Source organism: Paracoccus haematequi (genome assembly GCF_900631945.1).
Taxonomy (GTDB): Bacteria; Pseudomonadota; Alphaproteobacteria; order Rhodobacterales; family Rhodobacteraceae; genus Paracoccus; species Paracoccus haematequi_A.
In genome coordinates, this window is sequence record NZ_UZWE01000039.1 from 41,465 (window position 1) to 59,104 (window position 17,640).

16 protein-coding genes and 2 tRNA genes are annotated in these 17,640 nt (G+C 67.7%); 14 read left to right on the forward strand and 4 right to left on the reverse strand.

The genetic code is table 11. The features are described 5' to 3' along the window. Positions 1-149 precede the first annotated feature (149 nt). The gene (locus PARHAE_RS14315) at positions 150-2,429 is read right to left on the reverse strand and encodes an NADP-dependent malic enzyme (protein WP_126155263.1); all 2,280 of its coding nucleotides are present in this window, start codon (positions 2,427-2,429) and stop codon (positions 150-152) included. Between the two features lie 124 nt (positions 2,430-2,553). On the opposite strand from PARHAE_RS14315, the gene PARHAE_RS14320 reads away from it, so the two are divergent. The 6 genes from PARHAE_RS14320 (at position 2,554) to PARHAE_RS14345 (ending at position 8,031) form a co-directional block, all read left to right on the forward strand. Further along, positions 2,554-2,949, forward strand: coding sequence for a cytidine deaminase (locus PARHAE_RS14320; protein WP_126155264.1), 396 nt, complete (start codon positions 2,554-2,556; stop codon positions 2,947-2,949). Continuing rightward, positions 2,946-4,229, forward strand: a complete 1,284-nt coding sequence (locus PARHAE_RS14325) for a thymidine phosphorylase (RefSeq protein ID WP_126155265.1) — start codon at positions 2,946-2,948, stop codon at positions 4,227-4,229. Before PARHAE_RS14320 ends, PARHAE_RS14325 begins: the two co-directional genes overlap by 4 nt. Further along, positions 4,226-5,413, forward strand: coding sequence for a phosphopentomutase (locus tag PARHAE_RS14330; protein ID WP_126155266.1), 1,188 nt, complete (start codon positions 4,226-4,228; stop codon positions 5,411-5,413). The genes PARHAE_RS14325 and PARHAE_RS14330 overlap by 4 nt, the downstream gene beginning before the upstream one ends. Then, complete coding sequence (locus PARHAE_RS14335) at positions 5,410-6,369, forward strand: adenosine deaminase (RefSeq protein ID WP_126155267.1); 960 nt, start codon at positions 5,410-5,412, stop codon at positions 6,367-6,369. The genes PARHAE_RS14330 and PARHAE_RS14335 overlap by 4 nt, the downstream gene beginning before the upstream one ends. Next, positions 6,366-6,998, forward strand: a complete 633-nt coding sequence (gene upp, locus PARHAE_RS14340) for a uracil phosphoribosyltransferase (protein WP_126155268.1) — start codon at positions 6,366-6,368, stop codon at positions 6,996-6,998. Before PARHAE_RS14335 ends, upp begins: the two co-directional genes overlap by 4 nt. Before the next feature lie 67 nt (positions 6,999-7,065). Then, positions 7,066-8,031: an SPOR domain-containing protein gene (locus PARHAE_RS14345; protein ID WP_126155269.1), complete on the forward strand. Its 966-nt coding sequence runs from the start codon at positions 7,066-7,068 to the stop codon at positions 8,029-8,031. A gap of 60 nt (positions 8,032-8,091) precedes the next feature. Here PARHAE_RS14345 and PARHAE_RS21165 read toward each other — a convergent pair whose 3' ends face one another. Both PARHAE_RS21165 and tyrS read right to left on the reverse strand, forming a co-directional pair. Further along, positions 8,092-8,238, reverse strand: coding sequence for a hypothetical protein (locus PARHAE_RS21165; protein WP_164555263.1), 147 nt, complete (start codon positions 8,236-8,238; stop codon positions 8,092-8,094). A 121-nt stretch (positions 8,239-8,359) separates the two neighbouring features. Continuing rightward, positions 8,360-9,604 (reverse strand): tyrosine--tRNA ligase, encoded by a 1,245-nt coding sequence (gene tyrS, locus PARHAE_RS14350; RefSeq protein ID WP_126155270.1) that lies wholly within the window; start codon positions 9,602-9,604, stop codon positions 8,360-8,362. A gap of 59 nt (positions 9,605-9,663) precedes the next feature. On the opposite strand from tyrS, the gene PARHAE_RS14355 reads away from it, so the two are divergent. The 4 genes from PARHAE_RS14355 (at position 9,664) to PARHAE_RS14370 (ending at position 12,388) form a co-directional block, all read left to right on the forward strand. Then, positions 9,664-10,779 (forward strand): anhydro-N-acetylmuramic acid kinase, encoded by a 1,116-nt coding sequence (locus PARHAE_RS14355; RefSeq protein WP_126155271.1) that lies wholly within the window; start codon positions 9,664-9,666, stop codon positions 10,777-10,779. 77 nt (positions 10,780-10,856) lie between these two features. Then, positions 10,857-10,933: transfer RNA gene (locus PARHAE_RS14360), tRNA-Asp, on the forward strand. A gap of 25 nt (positions 10,934-10,958) precedes the next feature. Beyond that, positions 10,959-11,035: transfer RNA gene (locus tag PARHAE_RS14365), tRNA-Asp, on the forward strand. A gap of 87 nt (positions 11,036-11,122) precedes the next feature. Continuing rightward, positions 11,123-12,388 (forward strand): glutamate-5-semialdehyde dehydrogenase, encoded by a 1,266-nt coding sequence (locus PARHAE_RS14370; protein WP_126155272.1) that lies wholly within the window; start codon positions 11,123-11,125, stop codon positions 12,386-12,388. Between the two features lie 15 nt (positions 12,389-12,403). Here the strand turns inward: PARHAE_RS14370 and PARHAE_RS14375 are convergent, their stop codons facing one another. Further along, complete coding sequence (locus PARHAE_RS14375; protein ID WP_126155273.1) at positions 12,404-13,027, reverse strand: histidine phosphotransferase family protein; 624 nt, start codon at positions 13,025-13,027, stop codon at positions 12,404-12,406. A 39-nt stretch (positions 13,028-13,066) separates the two neighbouring features. Here PARHAE_RS14375 and PARHAE_RS14380 point away from each other — a divergent pair, with 39 nt between their 5' ends. From PARHAE_RS14380 to PARHAE_RS14395, 4 genes are all read left to right on the forward strand, one after another. Continuing rightward, positions 13,067-13,246: a DUF3553 domain-containing protein gene (locus PARHAE_RS14380; RefSeq protein ID WP_126155274.1), complete on the forward strand. Its 180-nt coding sequence runs from the start codon at positions 13,067-13,069 to the stop codon at positions 13,244-13,246. A 129-nt stretch (positions 13,247-13,375) separates the two neighbouring features. Beyond that, positions 13,376-14,182, forward strand: a complete 807-nt coding sequence (olsB, locus tag PARHAE_RS14385; protein ID WP_241232824.1) for an L-ornithine N(alpha)-acyltransferase — start codon at positions 13,376-13,378, stop codon at positions 14,180-14,182. After that, positions 14,179-15,030: a lyso-ornithine lipid O-acyltransferase gene (gene olsA / locus PARHAE_RS14390; protein ID WP_126155275.1), complete on the forward strand. Its 852-nt coding sequence runs from the start codon at positions 14,179-14,181 to the stop codon at positions 15,028-15,030. Before olsB ends, olsA begins: the two co-directional genes overlap by 4 nt. Before the next feature lie 61 nt (positions 15,031-15,091). Next, positions 15,092-17,356, forward strand: coding sequence for an adenosylcobalamin-dependent ribonucleoside-diphosphate reductase (locus tag PARHAE_RS14395; protein WP_126155276.1), 2,265 nt, complete (start codon positions 15,092-15,094; stop codon positions 17,354-17,356). The last annotated feature ends 284 nt before the right edge of the window (positions 17,357-17,640 follow it).

Consider the following 17,640-nt stretch of genomic DNA (forward strand, 5'->3'; position numbering starts at 1 on the left):
GCAAAATGTAGCAAATATATGCCGGATCCGTTTGCAAACTAAAAACGCCTGCAAAACGGGTCATGCGGGGTTGCTGACTTTGCAAATGCCAGCCGCGCTAAGCCAGCGCGCCGGACGATCATCAGCCGAATCGCCCGGCGCTGTCAGTCTCAACTGTAATGGGCGACCGGGGTTCCGGCCAAGGCGCTCATGTTCAGCAGGCCGCGTGCGGTGATCGAAGGCGTGACGATATGCGCGCGGTTGCCCATGCCCATCAGGATCGGTCCGACCTCCAGCCCGTTGGCGCGCATCTTCAGGGCGTTGCGCACGCCGGACGCCGCATCGGTGCCGGGGAAGACCAGCACGTTCGCCACCCCTTCCAGCCGGGATTTCGGGAAGATCCGCTCTCTCAGGTCGGGATCCAGGGCCGCATCGACATGCATTTCGCCGTCGTACATGAAATCGGGCTGCCGCGCGTCCAGCAGCGCCAGGGCCTCGCGCATCTTGCGGCCGGTATAGCTGTCCATGTTGCCGAACTGCGAATGGCAGCACAGCGCGATCTTGGGCGTCAGGCCGAAGCGGCGGACGTGGCGCGCGGCGCCCACGACTGTCTCCATGACCTGCATCGGCGTCGGATCGTCGTGGCATTGCGTGTCGGCGATGAACAGCGGCCCGTCTTCCAGGATGATCATCGACAGCGCGCCGACCGGCGACAATCCGTCGCGGGCCAGGATTTCCCGGATATAGCGCAGGTGCCAGGTATACTGGCCGAAGGTGCCGCAGATCAGGCTGTCGGCTTCGCCCCGATGGACCATGACGGCGCCGATGGCGGTGGTGTTGGTGCGCATGATCGCGCGGGCGATGTCGGGGCTGACGCCGCGCCGCGCCATCAACTGGTGATAGGTTTCCCAGTAATCGCGATAGCGGGGGTCGTTCTCGGGGTTCACGATCTCGAAATCGCGTTCGGGACGGATCGGCAGGCCCGCGCGTTCGCAGCGGGTGGCGACGACCTCGGGGCGGCCGATCAGGATCGGCACGTCGGTCGTTTCCTCCAGCATGGCGTTGGCGGCGCGCAGCACGCGTTCATCCTCGCCCTCGGCGAAGACGATGCGGCGGTCGGCGGCGCGCGAGGCCTCGAAGACGGGGCGCATGATCAGGGCCGAGCGGAAGACCGAGCTGTCCAGCTTGCGCTTGTAGGCGTCCAGGTCGTCCAGCGGCCGGGTGGCGACCCCGGTTTCCATCGCGGCGCGCGCCACGGCGGAACTGACGATGCCGACCAGGCGTGGATCGAAGGGTTTCGGGATCAGGTAGTCGGCGCCGAAGGTCAGCGTCTCGCCGCGATAGGCGGCGGCGGCCTCGGCCGCGGTGGTGGTCCGGGCCAGCTTGGCGATTCCGTCGATGCAGGCCAGCTCCATTTCCGCGTTGATGGTGGTTGCGCCCACGTCCAGCGCGCCGCGGAAGATGAAGGGGAAACACAGGACGTTGTTGACCTGGTTGGGGAAATCGCTGCGCCCGGTGGCGATGATCGCATCCGGGGCCACGGCGCGGGCGTCGTCGGGCAGGATTTCCGGCGTCGGGTTCGCCAGCGCGAAGATGATCGGGCGACGGGTCATCTTCGCCACCATCTCGGGTTTCAGGACGCCGGGGCCGGACAGGCCCAGGAACAGGTCGGCGCCCTCGATCACCTCGGCCAGGGTGCGGGCCGTGCTGTTCTGGGCGAAGGCGGCCTTCTGGGCAGTCATGTCCTCGACCCGGCCCTTGTAGACCAGGCCGTGGATGTCGCACAGCCAGACGTTCTCGCGCTTGACGCCCAGCTTCAGCAGCATGTTGAGGCAGGCGATCCCCGCCGCCCCGCCGCCGGTCGAGACGACCTTGATATCCTCGAACCGCTTGCCCGCGACATGCAGGGCGTTGGTGGCGGCGGCGCCGACGACGATGGCGGTACCGTGCTGGTCGTCGTGAAAGACCGGGATGTTCATCCGCTCGCGGCACAGCTTTTCGACGATGAAGCAGTCGGGCGCCTTGATATCCTCAAGGTTCACCGCGCCGAAGGTGGGTTCCAGCGCGCAGACGATCTCGGCCAGCTTTTCGGGGTCGGATTCATTCACCTCGATGTCGAAGCAGTCGATATTGGCGAATTTCTTGAACAGGACGGCCTTGCCTTCCATCACCGGCTTGGACGCTGCCGCGCCGATATTGCCCAGGCCCAGGACCGCCGTGCCGTTCGACACCACCGCGACCAGGTTCGCGCGCGAGGTATAGCGGCTGGCCGTGGCGGGATCGGCCTTGATCTCCAGGCAGGCCTCGGCCACGCCGGGGGAATAGGCGCGGGACAGGTCGCGGCCGTTCGCCAGGGGCTTGGTGGCGCGGATCTCCAGCTTACCGGGACGCGGGAATTCGTGATAATCCAGTGCCTCTTGCCGGGCGTTGTCCTGCCTGCGTTCGTCCATCTCGGCCCCCTTGGTCGCAAATTAGTTGAGCGTTAAACCATTTCTGGAACGGGGAACAGGCGGCTTCGTCTTGCGTTAGCGGAAACCCTGCGCAAAACTGCGCAACGAATGGTGAGGATGCCCCATGTCGCTGTTGGATGCCGCGCGCGCGGTCCGGGAAATGGCCTATGTGCCCTATTCGCGCTTCAAGGTCGGCGCGGCCATCCGGGGCAGGTCGGGCGCGATCTATCGCGGCTGCAATGTCGAGAACGTCGCCTATCCCGAAGGCACCTGCGCCGAGGCCGGGGCCATCGCAGCGATGGTCGCCGCCGGAGAGACGGAGCTGATCGAGGTCGCGGTGATCGCCGACAGCCCGTCGCCCGTGCCGCCCTGCGGCGGCTGTCGTCAGAAGCTGGCCGAATTTGCCCGTGCCGACACCCCGGTCCTGCTGGCCACGACCGAGGGCGCGACGCTGGCGACCACGGTGGGCGAACTGCTGCCGGGCCGGTTCGACGCCGGGCACATGGCCAGGGCGGAATGACCGACCCGCGCCCCGTCATCGCCGCGATCCGCGATGGCCGCGGCCTGGACGGGCCGGGCGCGGCGCTGATCGCGCAGGGCCTGGCGAACGGGTCGATCAGCGACGCGCAGGCGGGGGCCTTTGCGATGGCGGTGCTGCTGAAGGGCACGGGCGTCCAGGGGCGCGTGGCGCTGACGCGGGCGATGCGCGATTCGGGTCATGTGCTGCACTGGGATCTGCCGGGGCCGGTGGTGGACAAGCATTCGACCGGCGGCATCGGCGACGCGGTCAGCCTGGTCCTGGCGCCCCTGCTGGCGGCGCGGGGGATGTTCGTGCCGATGATCTCGGGGCGCGGCCTGGGCCATACCGGCGGCACGCTGGACAAGCTTGAGGCGATCCCCGGTTATCGTTGCGACCAGTCCGAGGACGATTTCCGGCGCATCACCCGCAGCGTCGGCTGCGCCATCGTGGCCGCCAGCGGCGATTTCGCGCCTGCCGACCGCAGGCTGTATGCGATCCGCGACGAATCCGCGACGGTGGAATCGATCGACCTGATCACCGCGTCCATTCTGTCCAAGAAGCTGGCGGCGGGATTGCAGGCGCTTGTGCTGGACGTGAAGGCGGGATCGGGGGCATTCCTGCGCAAGGCCGAATCGTCGCAGCGGCTGGCGCAGGCCTTGGTGGAAACCGCCAACGGCGCCGGTTGCGCGACATCGGCGCTGATCACCGACATGGACCAGCCGCTGGCCCGCAGCGCCGGTAACGCGCTGGAAGTGGCCGAGGCGATCCGCGTCTTGCGGGGCGAGCCCGGCGCGCTGCGCGACCTGACGTTGGCCTTGGGGTCCGAAGTCCTGCGGCTAGTGGGGCAGGGGGATGCCGGGCTGGCCGACCTGCTGGACGTCTGCGCTGCGGCGGAAATCTTTGGCCGCATGGTCGCGGCCCAGGGTGGGCCCGCCGACCTGCTGGACCGCCCCGATGCCCACCTGCCGCCTGCGCCGGTGATCCGCCCGGTTCCCACGCCCGAGGGCAAGGTGGCGCAGATCGACGTGACCGCCCTGGGCCATGCGGTCGTGGCGCTTGGCGGCGGCCGCGTCCGCGCGGGCGAGGCGATCGACCCACGCGTCGGCCTGTCCATGCTGGCCAAGCTGGGCGAGGAGGTCGGCCCCGGTCGCCCCCTGGCCCTGGTCCACGCCGCCGACGACACCGCGGCCGAGGTCGCCATCGCCGCCGTCGCCGCCGCCTATCGCCTGGGAGAGGGCGCGGAACCCGGCCCCCTGGTGCGCGAACGGATCGCGCCGTGACGGATTGCCGCGCCTTCCTGATCGTCATGGACAGTGTCGGCATCGGCGGCGCGCCGGATGCCGACCAGTTCTTCAACGGCAATCGCCCCGATACCGGCGCCAATACCGTGGGCCATATCGCCCAGGCACGACCGCTGCACATGCCGGTCCTTGCGCGGCTGGGCCTCGGCGCGGCGGTGCGGCTGGCATCCGGGCAGGACGCGCCCGGCCTGATGAGTCCACCGCAAGGCCTGTGGGGGGGCGCGACCCAGATCTCTCGCGGCAAGGATACCCCGTCGGGACATTGGGAAATCGCGGGCGTGCCGGTGCCCTGGGACTGGCACTATTTCCCCGACACCGCCCCGGCCTTTCCGCCCGAGGTGACCGCGCGGATCTGCGACCTTGCGGGGACCCAGGGGATCCTTGCCAACTGCCACGCCTCGGGCACCCAGGTGATCGAGGATTTCGGGACCGACCATATCCGCACCGGCTGGCCGATCTGCTATACCTCGGTCGACAGCGTGTTGCAGATTGCCGCGCATGAAGAGCATTTCGGCCTGGATCGGCTGATTGCGCTGTGCCAGTCGCTGGCGCCGATGCTGCACGCGATGCGCGTCGGCCGGGTGATCGCCCGGCCCTTCCTGGGCGAAGCACCGGGCGAGTTCCGCCGCACCGGCAACCGCCGCGACTTCGCCATCGCCCCGCCGGGGCGCACGATCCTGGACATCGCCCAGAATGGCGGTCGCGTGACCCATGCCATCGGCAAGATCGGCGACATCTTCAGCCATCGCGGCATTTCTCATCTGCACAAGGGCAAGTCCGACGCCGACTTGGCGGATCACCTGATCCGCCTGGGGTCCGAGGCCGAACCCGGCAGCCTGACCTTCGCCAATTTCGTCGAATTCGACACGAATTTCGGCCACCGCCGCGACCTTCCCGGCTATGCCGCGCAGCTGGAGTGGTTCGACGGAATCGCGGGCCGGTTCCTGGACACGCTGCGCCCCGGCGATCTGGCGATTTTCACCGCCGATCACGGCAACGACCCGTCCTGGCACGGCACCGACCATACCCGCGAACGGGTGGCGGTGCTGGGTCACGGGGTTGGGACGCGCGCCATCGGGCTGGTGGGGTTCAGCGACATCGGCGCCTCGGTCCTGGCGCATCTGGGCCTGCCCGCGCCCGATCATGGAAGGTCGTTCCTGTGAAGAAGATCGAACTGCACCTGCATCTGGAAGGCGCAGCGCCGCCCGGCTTCATCCGGGGGCTTGCCAATGAAAAAGGCGCCGACCTAAGCGGCGTGTTCGACCCGCAGGGCCATTATGCCTATGACGGCTTCGACGGTTTCCTGCGCTGCTACGAGGCCGCGACCAGCGTCCTGCAAACCCCACGGGACTACGCCCGCCTGCTGGCCGAGGTGCTGGAACGCAGCGCCGAACAGGGCGTCATCTATACCGAACTGTTCGTGTCCCCCGAATTCTGCGGTGGGGCCGACCTGTCCGCTTGGCGCGACTATCTGGCGGCGATGACCGAGATCGCCGACAAGGCCCGCGCGGACGGCATCGACAGCCGCGCGATCCTGACCGCGATCCGCCATTTCGGCCCCGACCACGCCCGCAAGACCGCGATCTGCGCGGCGGAAACGGCGGGCGGCTGGGTCGCGGGCTTCGGCATGGGCGGGGCGGAAAGCGTCGGCCGGGCTACGGATTACGCCTGGTCCTTCGACTGCGCGAAGGAGGCGGGGCTGGGCCTGACCTGCCACGCAGGCGAATGGGGCGGGCCGGACAGCATCCGCGACGCCCTTGCGCTCGGCTGCACGCGCATCGGCCACGGCGTCCGCGCCATCGAGGACGCAGCCCTGATCCGCGTCTTGGCCGACACGGCGGTGACGCTGGAGGTCTGCCCCGCATCCAACGTCGCGCTTGGCGTCTTTCCGTCATGGCCCGCCCATCCCATTGCCCGGCTGGCCGATGCGGGGGTGCGCGTCACCGTCTCGACCGACGATCCGCCGTTTTTTCACACGACGATGCGTCACGAATACGACCGTCTTGCCGATGCCTTCGGTTGGGGCGATACGGAGTTCGCGCAGATCAACCGCTGGGCCGCCGAGGCCGCCTTTTGCGATCCTGCCACCCGCGACCGGCTTTTGAAGGAGTTTCCGTGACCCAGCACCTGACCGTCATCGATCACCCGCTGGTCCAGCACAAGCTGACGATCATGCGCCAGAAGGACGTATCGACCGCGGGCTTCCGCCGCCTGCTGCGCGAAATCAGCCTGCTGCTGGCATACGAGGTGACGCGCGAACTGGAACTAACCACCACGCGGATCGAAACCCCCCTGTGCGAGATGGACGCCCCCACGCTGGAAGGCAAGAAGCTGGCGCTGATCTCGATCCTGCGGGCGGGGAATGGGCTTCTGGACGGGATTCTTGAGATGATTCCCGGCGCGCGGGTGGGCTTCGTGGGTCTGTACCGCGACCCTGAAACGCTGATGCCGGTCGAATATTACTGCAAGGTTCCCAAGGAACTGGACGTGCGACTGACGATCGTCGTGGATCCTATGCTGGCGACCGGCAATTCGTCCGTCGCGGCCATCGACATGCTGAAGGCGCGGGGCGCCACGAACCTGCGGTTCCTGTGCCTGCTGGCCGCGCCCGAAGGGGTGGAGCGGATGCGCCAGGCCCATCCCGACGTGCCGATCTTCACCGCGTCTCTGGACGAACGGCTGGACGATCACGGCTATATCGTACCGGGCCTTGGCGATGCGGGCGACCGGATGTTCGGCACGAAATAGCCGCGTTAACCCTCGGTTCACGCAATGTGCCTATCCCTGATTCAGGAAGTCGAATCGCGGGTGGCTGATGCGGGTGTTGATCTGGGTGGTAATGGTGCTTCTGCTGCCGGGACGTGTCATGGCCGCGCCCGATCCGCCCCCGCCCGGAGATTATCCGGGCGCGCAATATATCGACCGAACCGGCTGCGTCTTTGTCCGGGACGGCAAGGACTGGACGCCCCGGCGCGACAAGCAGGGCGCGTCCATCTGCGGCTTCCCGCCCAGCCAGCCCGCGCTGTCGGACACGGCATTGCGAGAGCCTGTTTCGCCCGAAGAAGCCCTGGCCGAAGTCCTGGCCCAAGGCTTGAGGTCCGGCGATCTCGTCACCGATGCACCGATGGCTCCCTTGGCCGACATTGCCCCCGATTCGGGCCAGGCGGCGCTGGACGCGACCTTGCAGAACCAGATCGACACCGAGGCCAGGCTTCGCAGCGCCATGACCGGAAAGGCGCCCGACGGGCTTTGCGCGCGGCTGGGCTATCGTCCGGCCAGCGACGCAACGCCGATCATCGGCGGTGATGTGACCCAGGGCCTGTGCCCCGGCATGACCGCGCCCCAGCCCTTGCCGCAGATCACTGCGCGTGCCGCATCCACCTTGGCGGAACCGGCGACGGCGGCTGACCCGCAGGCCCCCGCGGCCGAGTCGCCCCCTGCTTCCAAGCCCGTGCATCGGGCCGAACGGGCAGCCAGGCCCGCCTCGGTCGTCGCCCGCAGGCCCGCCGCGGCATCCCCGGCCGAAAAGCCGAACCCCGTCGAGATGATCCCCGCCAATGCCCGCTATGTCGAGATCGGCATCTATGCCGACCCGGCGAACGCCCTGGCGGCGCTGCGGCGCCTGTCCGGCCTGGGCTATCGCACGGCGCAACGCGATCAGAAACTGGGGGACAAGCTGGGCAAGGCGATTCTCGCGGGGCCGTTCGCGGACCGGCAGGCACTGGTCGCGGCGCTCGCGCGGCTGCGGGCCAACGGTTATCCCCGCGCGGTGGCGCGCTGATCGGCAGACATGCGAAGGGGGCGCGAACGCCCCCGGAAAATCCTGTGCTGGTCTGGTGTGTCAGGCCGCGCGGCGGGTGTTGTCCACGACAACGCGGGGCGCTTCCTCGCGGGTGAAATACCCGAACATCTGGTCCAGCACGGCATCGGCTTCGGCCTGCAACTTGCGGGCGGCGATGCTGAGGGGTTGTACGGTGTTCTGTGCCATTGTCCTGTCTTTCGGGTCGGAGTGATCCTCCCGCGACGGAACATAGGGATCCGGCCCGGCGCTGTCTATTGCTGCGACGCAGCGTCAACCGGGCTTGCAATGCTGCCATGCGGCAAGCGCATCACCCCAGCGTCACCATGCGATGCTTCTTCTTGCCGATGGACACTTTCAGCCCGTTCCCGATCAGCAACTGATTAACAGTCAACTGCGGATCGCCGACCGGCTCGTTGTTCAGGCGCAGGCCGCCCTCGGCGATCAGCCGCTTCGCCTCCTTGCCCGAGGGCGTGATGCCGGTCTGCACCAGAAGCTGGACCACCGACAGCCCGTCGCCCAGGACGCTGGCGGGCAGGACCGCGACCTCCAGGTCGCCGCCCGCGCCGCCCTGCTCGAACACCTCGCGCGCGGTGGCCTCGGCGCTTGCGGCGGCATCGGCGCCGTGCAGCAGGGTCGTCACCTCGTTGGCCAGGCGCACCTTTGCCGCGTTGATCTCGGACCCCTGCAACGCGCCGAGACGGTCGCATTCCTCGACCGGCAGCTCGGTATACAGCTTCAGGAACCGGCCCACATCGGCATCGGTGGTGTTGCGCCAGAACTGCCAGAACTCATAGGGCGACAGCATCGCCCCGTTCAGCCAGACAGCACCCCCGGCCGACTTGCCCATCTTGCGCCCGTCGCTGGTCGTCAGCAGCGGCGAAGTCAGCCCCCAGATCACCGCGTCATCGACCCGCCGCGTCAGGTCGATGCCGTTGACGATATTGCCCCATTGATCCGATCCGCCCATCTGCAACCGGCAATCATAACGGCGATGCAGTTCGAGGAAATCATAGGCTTGCAGGATCATGTAGTTGAATTCCAGGAAGGACAGCGACTGTTCGCGGTCCAGCCGGGACTTGACGGATTCGAAGGACAGCATCCGGTTGACGCTGAAATGCCGGCCGATGTCGCGCAGGAATTCCAGATAATTCAGCCCGTCCAGCCATTCGGCATTGTTCAGCATCAGCGCGCCGTCGCCGCCATAGGACAGATAGCGCGCAAAGACCTGCTGCATCCCGTCGATATTGGCCTGGATCGCGGCCTCGTCCAGCAGCGGGCGTTCCTCGGACCGGAACGAGGGATCGCCCACCTTGGTCGTGCCGCCGCCCATCAGCGTGATGGGGCGGTTGCCGGTCTTCTGGAACCAGCGCAGCATCATGATGTTCAGCAGGTGCCCCACATGCAGCGATGCCGCCGTCGCGTCATAGCCGATATAGGCGGTGACCGGCCCGTCCAGCAGCGCCTGATCCAGCGCCGCATAGTCGGTGCAGTCGGCGACATAGCCGCGCTCGATCATCACGCGCAGGAAATCGGACTTGGGGCTGTAGGTCATCGGCTTTTTCCTTCTGGTCGGCGGGGATATACCGGCTGAGGCAGGCAAGGGAAAGCGCGATGATCCGGGTTCTGGGAATGATGTCGGGCACGTCGATGGACGGGGTGGACGCGGCGATGATCGAAACCGACGGGGTGCGGATCGCGGGCTTCGGGCGCAGCGGCTTTCGCGCCTATTCCGACAACGAATCCGCCGTCCTGCACGCGGCGCTTGGCCGTTGGCCGGGCGAGGCGGGCGTGGCCGAGGCCGCGGATCTGTCGGTCCGAAACCATGCCGCGATGGCCGCCGGTTTCCCCGAGGCCGAACTGATCGGCTATCACGGCCAGACGCTGGCCCATGAGCCCCAGGGCAGAGGCACCCACCAGGCGGGCGACGGGGCGGCCCTGGCGCGCGTGGCGGGGCGTCCGGTGGTCTGGGATTTCCGCCGCGAGGATGTGCGGCAGGGCGGCGAGGGCGCGCCGCTGGCGCCCTTCTTCCATTGGGCCTGCGCGGGCTGGGCCGTGAGGCAGGGCCGCTTGCCCGCCCGGCCGATGGCCTTCCTGAATCTGGGCGGCGTCGGCAACATCACCTGGGTCGATCCGACCGCCTCCGCACCCGAGGCGCCGGGCGCCTGCCTGGCCTTCGACACCGGCCCCGCCAATGCCCCGATCAACGACCTGATGCGGCGGCGCCTGCGGCAAAGCCACGACCGCGACGGCGTCTTGGCCGCAACGGGCCGGGTCAATGACGGCCTGGTGGCCGAGTTCCTGCGCCATCCCTGGTTCGACCGCCCGCCGCCGAAATCGCTGGATCGCGACCAGTTCGCGGGCCTTGCCGCCGCCGTCGCACCGCTGGTGGACGCGGATGCCGCCGCCACCCTGGTCGCGGCGCTTGCGGGGGCGGTCGCGGCGGGGATGCGCTGGATGCCGACCGTTCCTGCCACGGTGCTGGTCTGCGGCGGCGGGCGGCGCAACCCCGCGATCATGGCGCGGCTGTCGAAGGTATTGCCCTGCAATGTGCAGCCGGTCGAGGCGGCCGGCCTGAACGGCGACATGCTGGAGGCCCAGGCCTTCGGCTGGCTGGCGGCGCGGGTGATGCGCGGGTGGCCGACCTCGGGTCCGGCGACGACGGGGGTCGCGGAGCCCTGCTGCGGGGGGCGGATCAGTTATCCTCGCGCGCGTGGCGATTTTTCGTGACGCGCCCTTGACGGGGGGCTGCGGTCTGCGTAAACCGCCCCTCACCCCGAAGGGCGATCTGTCGGGGTGGTGAGTGTGCGGTTGTAGCTCAGTTGGTTAGAGTACCGGCCTGTCACGCCGGGGGTCGCGGGTTCGAGCCCCGTCAACCGCGCCACACACACCATCGCCCAGGATAATGCGCGGTTGTAGCTCAGTTGGTTAGAGTACCGGCCTGTCACGCCGGGGGTCGCGGGTTCGAGCCCCGTCAACCGCGCCATTTCCCCCATTTCGGATCTAACGTCCGCTTTCCATATTCGCTATGACGCAATCCCACGGCAGGGGATGAAGGCGAATGGATACGGCAATGACGGACCTCGACGATGCAGCGGCGCTGATCGGGCGCATGGGCGAAGCCGCGCGGGCGGCCGCGATCGACCTTGCCCAGGCATCGGCCGAACGCAAGCGCGCGGCCCTGATCGGCGCGGCCGAGGCGCTGCGCCTGCGGCAGGCCGAGATCCTGGCCGCGAACGACAAGGACATGCAGTTCGGCCGCGAAAAGGGCCTGGCCGATTCGATGCTGGACCGGCTGCGGCTGGATCCCGACCGTCTGCGCGGGATCGCGGACGGCTTGCGCGCGGTGGCCGAACAGCGCGACCCGGTGGGCGAGGTGGTGGCCGAATGGGACCGCCCCAACGGGCTGCATATCCAGCGGGTCCGCACCCCCATCGGCGTGATCGGCGTGATCTATGAAAGCCGCCCCAACGTGACGGCGGATGCGGGCGCCCTGGCGCTGAAATCCGGCAACGCGGTGATCCTGCGCGGCGGGTCGGAAAGCCTGCATTCCAGCCAGGCCATCCACGCCTGCATGGTCCAGGGCCTGCGCCAGGCCAACCTGCCCGAGGCCGCGATCCAGCTTGTCCCAACCCGCGACCGCGCCGCCGTGACCGCGATGTTGCAGGCGCAGGGGCTGATCGACGTGATCATCCCGCGCGGCGGCAAGGGGCTAGTCGGGCTGGTCCAGCAGCAGGCGAGGGTGCCGGTCTTCGCGCATCTGGAGGGCATCTGCCACATCTATGTCGACCGCGACGCCGATCCCGACAAGGCGCGCCGTGTGCTGTTGAACGCCAAGACCCGGCGCACCGGCATCTGCGGCGCCGCCGAATGTCTGCTGATCGACCGGGGCTATTACGCCAAGCATGGCTCTGCCCTGGTCCAGGCCCTGCTGGATGCGGGGGTCGAGGTTCGCGCGGACGGCGATCTGGCGGCCATTCCCGGCACCGTCGCGGCCCAGCCGGACGATTTCGGGCGCGAATTTTTGGACATGATCATGGCCGCCACGCTGGTCGACGGCGTGGACGGGGCCATCGCGCATATCCGCCGCTATGGCAGCCAGCACACCGAATCGATCCTGACCGAAAACGATGCGACGGCGCGGCGGTTCTTTGCCGGGCTGGACAGCGCGATCCTGATGCACAACGCCTCGACCCAGTTCGCCGATGGCGGGGAATTCGGGATGGGCGCGGAAATCGGCATCGCCACCGGCAAGATGCACGCGCGCGGCCCGGTCGGGGCCGAGCAGCTGACCAGCTTCAAATACCTGGTGCGGGGCGACGGGACGGTCCGGGCCTGATCCGTCCGCCGGGGATCAGAACGCGATCTCGGCCCCCTTGTCGTCCAGATCCCAGCTTGGCTGGCGGTTTGCGGCGGCAAGGGCCTGGGCCAGAAGGGCGAAGTGAACCTCGGACGGGGCGGGGGGGCGGGGGGCGTCGCCGCCCAGCCAGGCCCACAGCGCCGCATCCTGCTTGACCCGGTCGGCCTGTCCCACCAGCCGCCAGCGGCCCCCGTCATGCAGCACGGTGATCGCGCCGCCCCAAGGCAGGGCGCTTTCCAGGCACATGATCGCCAGCATGATCATGCGCAGTTCCACGCGGGCGAAGTCGCCCTCGGCCTCAAGGTCGATGCGCAACCGGCCCTGGTTTGCAATGCCGTCCAGAAGCTGCGCCAGACCCGCGCGCGACATGCGCTGTTCGCCCTGGGCCTGGCCGAAGGCCACGCGGAACAGCTGGATCCGCGCACGGGCCGCCGCCACCGATTCCGCGATCAGCTTCAGTTCGGGGCTGGCGCCGATGCCCGGAAATTCCGGCGACATCTCCAGCAGTTCGACCCCGTTGCCGATGGCGCCCAGCGGCGAGACGAGGTCATGGCACAGCCGCGATCCCAGCAGGTGCGCAAGCTCTGCCTGCGTGATGCGCGTTGTATCCAGGGTCATGCGGCATTACCTTTCAGCACGTCACCAAGGGGGGCTGCCGTGAACGAGATCCTGGAACCCGGCATGATCGTCCGCCATCCCGGCGCGCCCGAATGGGGCGAGGGCCAGGTGCAGTCGCGCATCGGCGACCGGATCACGGTCAACTTCGCCGAGGCCGGAAAGCAGGTCATAGACGGCAGGCGGGTTTCGCTGGATATCGTCTGGTCGCACGGCAACTGAGTGGTTCATGCCGCAACGATTGCAACCTTTGATTGTGTTTTGCAAGCAAACCTGCGCCCGGCATGTGGCGTTCAGGTCAATCTGCTGCATCATTGCAATACCCCCCGCGCCCGCCTAGACAGGACCGCGATGCCCATGTCCGCCGCCGCCCGCACCCGATCCGATCCGTCGTTCTTCGACATCCGCCTGGCGGTGTCGGAGCAGGATCTTCTGGCTGCGCAGCGCCTGCGCTATCGCGTGTTTATCGAGGAACTGGGCGGCGACGGCCCCCTGGTGGATCACGACCTGCGGCTGGAACGCGACGCTTTCGATCCCGTGGTGGATCACCTGTGCCTGATCGACAACCGCCGGTCGCCGGACGATCTGGATCATGTCGTGGGCGTCTATCGCCTGCTGCGGGGGGACGTGGCGGCGGGGTTCGGGCGGTTCTACTGCGATTCCGAATACGACCTGACGCCGCTGCGTGCCTGCGGGCGCCCGGTGCTGGAACTGGGCCGGTCCTGCGTCGATCCGGCCTGCCGGGGCGGGTCGGGGATGTTCCTGCTGTGGAACGGGCTTGCCGATTACGTCTTGGATCACGGGATCCAGATCCTGTTCGGCGTCGCCAGCTTTCACGGCACCGACACCGCCATGCTGGCACCCTCGCTCAGCTGGCTGCACCATCACCACCTGGCCCCCGCCGACCTGCGCCCCCGCGCCCGGTCCGAGGGATTTCACCGCATGGACCTGATCCCCGCCGACCGCCTGGACCGGCGCGAGGCGCTGATCGGGATGCCCGCGCTGATCAAGGCCTATCTGCGCCTGGGCGGCATGGTGGGCGAGGGGGCGTTCATCGACCGCGCCTTCAATACCACCGATGTGTTCCTGCTGATGGACACCGCCGCCATGTCGGACAAGCACCGGCAGTTCTATGAAAGCCGCTGGCAGCCGCAATGAGCCCGGCGCCGCGCGTTGATCCCGGACGGACCCAGGCGACCTGGCGCGATTCCGTGCCGCCGCCCCTGGCCCGGCCTCGGGGCCTGCGCGACTGGCTGCGCGTCGCGCGGCGCGGATTGGGTGCGATCCTGGTCCTGCTGGCGGGGGTGCTGCTGATCCTGCCCCTGCGCGGGGTCGAGCGTCTGCTTCACGGCCGCCGCCGCCCCTGGACGGGACCGCATGTGCAGGCGGTCTGCCGTCTGGTGCTGGCCTGCATCGGCATCCGCTGGCGGCGGCGGGGTGTGCCGATGCGCGGCCCCGGCGCGGTGGTGGCGAACCATTCAAGCTGGCTGGACATCCTGGTCCTGAACGCCGCCATGCCGGTGTTCTTCGTCAGCAAGGCCGAGGTCGCGGGCTGGCCGGGCATCAACATTCTGACCCGCGTCACAGACACGCATTTCGTTGTCCGCGATCCCCGGCTGGCGCAGGCGCAGGCCGCCGAGTTCGCGGCGCGGGTCCGGGCAGGCCACCGGCTGCTGTTCTTCCCCGAGGGCACCTCGACCGACGGGCGGCGGCTGCTGCCCTTCAAGCCGACCCTGTTCCAGGGGTTCCTGGATCCGGCGCTGCCCGCCGGGCTGGCGATCCAGCCGGTCAGCGCGGTCTATCACGCGCCGCCGGGCGCGGATCCGCGCTTTTACGGCTGGTGGGGCGACATGGATCTGGGGCCGCATCTGCTGGCGGTGCTGGCCGCGCGGCGGCAGGGGCGGGTGATGGTCGTCCTGCATGATCCGGTCCCGGTGGCCGGGCAGACGCGCAAAACCCTGGCCTTGGCCTGCGAAGACGCCGTGCGTCGCGGCCTGAACGCTTGATCAGGCGGGTATCTGGTCCATATTTGGTAGCATGACCATTCGCAGCCCCAAGGGATCTGCCATGACCCGCTTTGCCGCGCCCATCGCCGAACAGATCTGGGACATGAAATACCGCCTGAAGGACGCCGAGGGCCAACCCCTGGACGCCACGGTCGAGGACAGCTGGCGCCGCGTCGCCCGCGATCTGGCCAAGGTCGAATCAGATCCTGCCCTGTGGGAGGATCGTTTCTATGCCGCGCTCGAGGATTTCCGCTTTCTGCCCGCGGGGCGCATCCTGGCGGGCGCGGGCACCGGGCGCAGCGTCACCCTGTTCAACTGCTTCGTCATGGGCACCATCCCCGACAGCATGGAGGGGATCTTCCAGGCGCTGAAGGAAGCCGCGCTGACCATGCAGCAGGGCGGCGGCATCGGCTATGATTTCAGCACCATCCGCCCCAAGGGGGCTGAGGTGCGGGGCGTGGCGGCGGACGCCTCGGGGCCGCTGTCCTTCATGGACGTGTGGGATTCGATGTGCCGCACGATCATGTCTGCGGGCAGCCGCCGGGGCGCGATGATGGCCACAATGCGCTGCGACCACCCCGACATCGAGGATTTCATCGCCGCCAAGCAGGACAGCGCCCGGCTGCGCATGTTCAATCTGTCGGTGCTGGTGACGGACGCCTTCATGGAGGCCGTGAAGACCGACGGTCCGTGGGAACTGGTCTTCGGCGGCACGGTCTATCGCACGGTCCCCGCGCAGGATCTGTGGAACCGGATCATGCGGGCGACCTATGATTATGCCGAACCCGGCGTGATCTTCATCGACCGCATCAACCGGCAGAACAACCTGCATTATGCGGAAACCATCGCCGCCACCAATCCCTGCGGCGAACAGCCTCTGCCGCCCTATGGCGCCTGCCTGCTGGGGTCGGTGAACCTGACCCGGCTGGTGTCGGACCCGTTCACGCCGCAGGCCCGCCTGGACATGGCGGCGCTTGACGATCTGGTCCGCGTGGCCGTGCGGATGATGGACAATGTGGTCGATGCGTCGAAATTTCCCCTGCCGCAGCAGGCCGACGAGGCGCGGAACAAGCGCCGCATCGGCCTGGGCGTGACGGGGCTGGCCGACGCTTTGCTGATGCTGGGCCTGCGCTATGGCGCGCCGGATGCGGTGGAACAGACGCGGGCCTGGATGAAGGCCATTGCCCGTTCGGCCTATCTGGCATCTGCCGACCTGGCGCGGGAAAAGGGCGCCTTTCCGCTGTTCGACCGCGATGCCTTCCTGGCCTCGGGCTTCATGCGGCGGATGGATGCGGATGTGCGCGATGCGGTGGCCCGGCACGGCATCCGCAACGCGCTGCTGACCAGCATCGCGCCGACCGGGACGATCAGCCTCTATGCCGGGAACGTGTCCAGCGGGATCGAGCCGGTCTTCGCCTATGCCTATACACGCAAGGTTCTGCAAAGGGACGGCAGCCGGACCGAGGAGGAGGTGACAGATTACGCCGTCCAGATGTGGCGCGACCTGCATGGCGACGCGCCCTTGCCCGATCATTTCGTCAACGCCCAGACCCTGGCACCCCAGGATCACGTCGCCATGCAGGCGGCGGCGCAGGAGTGGGTGGACAGCAGCATTTCCAAGACCATCAACTGCCCGGCGGATATGTCCTTCCAGGATTTCAAGGATGTGTATCTGTCCGCGTGGGATCTGGGCTGCAAGGGTTGCACCACTTATCGCCCGAATGCGGTGACCGGATCGGTGCTGTCGGTCAGCGAGGCGGCCGAGGCCGTGCCGCAGGTCGATACCGGCGCCGATGTGGTCTATCTGACCCGGCCGCTGGACCGTCCTGTCGCCCTGGAAGGCGCGACCTACAAGCTGAAATGGCCCGCCAGCGAACACGCGATCTACATCACCATCAACGACATCGTGCAGTCGGGCCACCGCCGCCCCTTCGAGATCTTCATCAACTCCAAGAACATGGAGCATTTCGCCTGGACCGTCGCCCTGACACGGATGATTTCGGCGGTGTTCCGGCGCGGCGGCGACGTGTCCTTCGTGGTCGAGGAGCTGAAAGCCGTCTTCGACCCGCGCGGCGGCGCCTGGATGGACGGACGTTATGTGCCCTCGATCCTGGCGGCCATCGGCGGGGTGATCGAACGCCATATGGTCGCCATCGGCTTTCTGGCGGGCGAGGGCCTGGGCCTGAAATCCGACCCGCAGGTCGAGGCTGTGGCCATGGGCGAACGCCCGCTGGGCCCGGCCTGCCCGAGCTGCGGCCAATACGGAATGCGCATGAACGAAGGCTGCATGACCTGCCCGAACTGCGGCCATTCGAAATGCGGCTAGGTGTTTGATCCCACGGTTTGTGTCCCGCCAGTCATAACTTTTCCTTTTGCCGCCCATATTTTTTCCCTTCGCTAGGCAAAAATTTTCCTTTGAGCGGGGAGAGGAAAAGTTATGGCTTGCGGCACATATTGGGGAGCCGCTTTTTCGACTTCGTGCAGCAATTCCTTGCTCTACGCCGTCCCTTAAAGCGTTTCGGTAAAAACGTGAATCGCAGAGGGATTCCTGCAAGACCCAGTTTGTGCTCCTCTTGTTCGGGGAGGATAAGTCATGTCAGCACCTTTGCC

Excerpts from the sequence above, each read along its gene's own strand:
- PARHAE_RS14375 (WP_126155273.1), bottom strand. The coding sequence starts at position 13,027 with ATGACCCTGGATACAACGCGCATCACGCAGGCAGAGCTTGCGCACCTG.
- olsB (WP_241232824.1), top strand. The coding sequence starts at position 13,376 with ATGCCCATGTCCGCCGCCGCCCGCACCCGATCCGATCCGTCGTTCTTC.
- PARHAE_RS14325 (WP_126155265.1), top strand. The coding sequence starts at position 2,946 with ATGACCGACCCGCGCCCCGTCATCGCCGCGATCCGCGATGGCCGCGGC.
- PARHAE_RS14355 (WP_126155271.1), top strand. The coding sequence starts at position 9,664 with ATGATCCGGGTTCTGGGAATGATGTCGGGCACGTCGATGGACGGGGTG.
- tyrS (WP_126155270.1), bottom strand. The coding sequence starts at position 9,604 with ATGACCTACAGCCCCAAGTCCGATTTCCTGCGCGTGATGATCGAGCGC.
- PARHAE_RS14320 (WP_126155264.1), top strand. The coding sequence starts at position 2,554 with ATGTCGCTGTTGGATGCCGCGCGCGCGGTCCGGGAAATGGCCTATGTG.
- PARHAE_RS14370 (WP_126155272.1), top strand. The coding sequence starts at position 11,123 with ATGACGGACCTCGACGATGCAGCGGCGCTGATCGGGCGCATGGGCGAA.
- PARHAE_RS14315 (WP_126155263.1), bottom strand. The coding sequence starts at position 2,429 with ATGGACGAACGCAGGCAGGACAACGCCCGGCAAGAGGCACTGGATTAT.
- PARHAE_RS21165 (WP_164555263.1), bottom strand. The coding sequence starts at position 8,238 with ATGGCACAGAACACCGTACAACCCCTCAGCATCGCCGCCCGCAAGTTG.
- olsA (WP_126155275.1), top strand. The coding sequence starts at position 14,179 with ATGAGCCCGGCGCCGCGCGTTGATCCCGGACGGACCCAGGCGACCTGG.
- PARHAE_RS14395 (WP_126155276.1), top strand. The coding sequence starts at position 15,092 with ATGACCCGCTTTGCCGCGCCCATCGCCGAACAGATCTGGGACATGAAA.
- PARHAE_RS14345 (WP_126155269.1), top strand. The coding sequence starts at position 7,066 with ATGCGGGTGTTGATCTGGGTGGTAATGGTGCTTCTGCTGCCGGGACGT.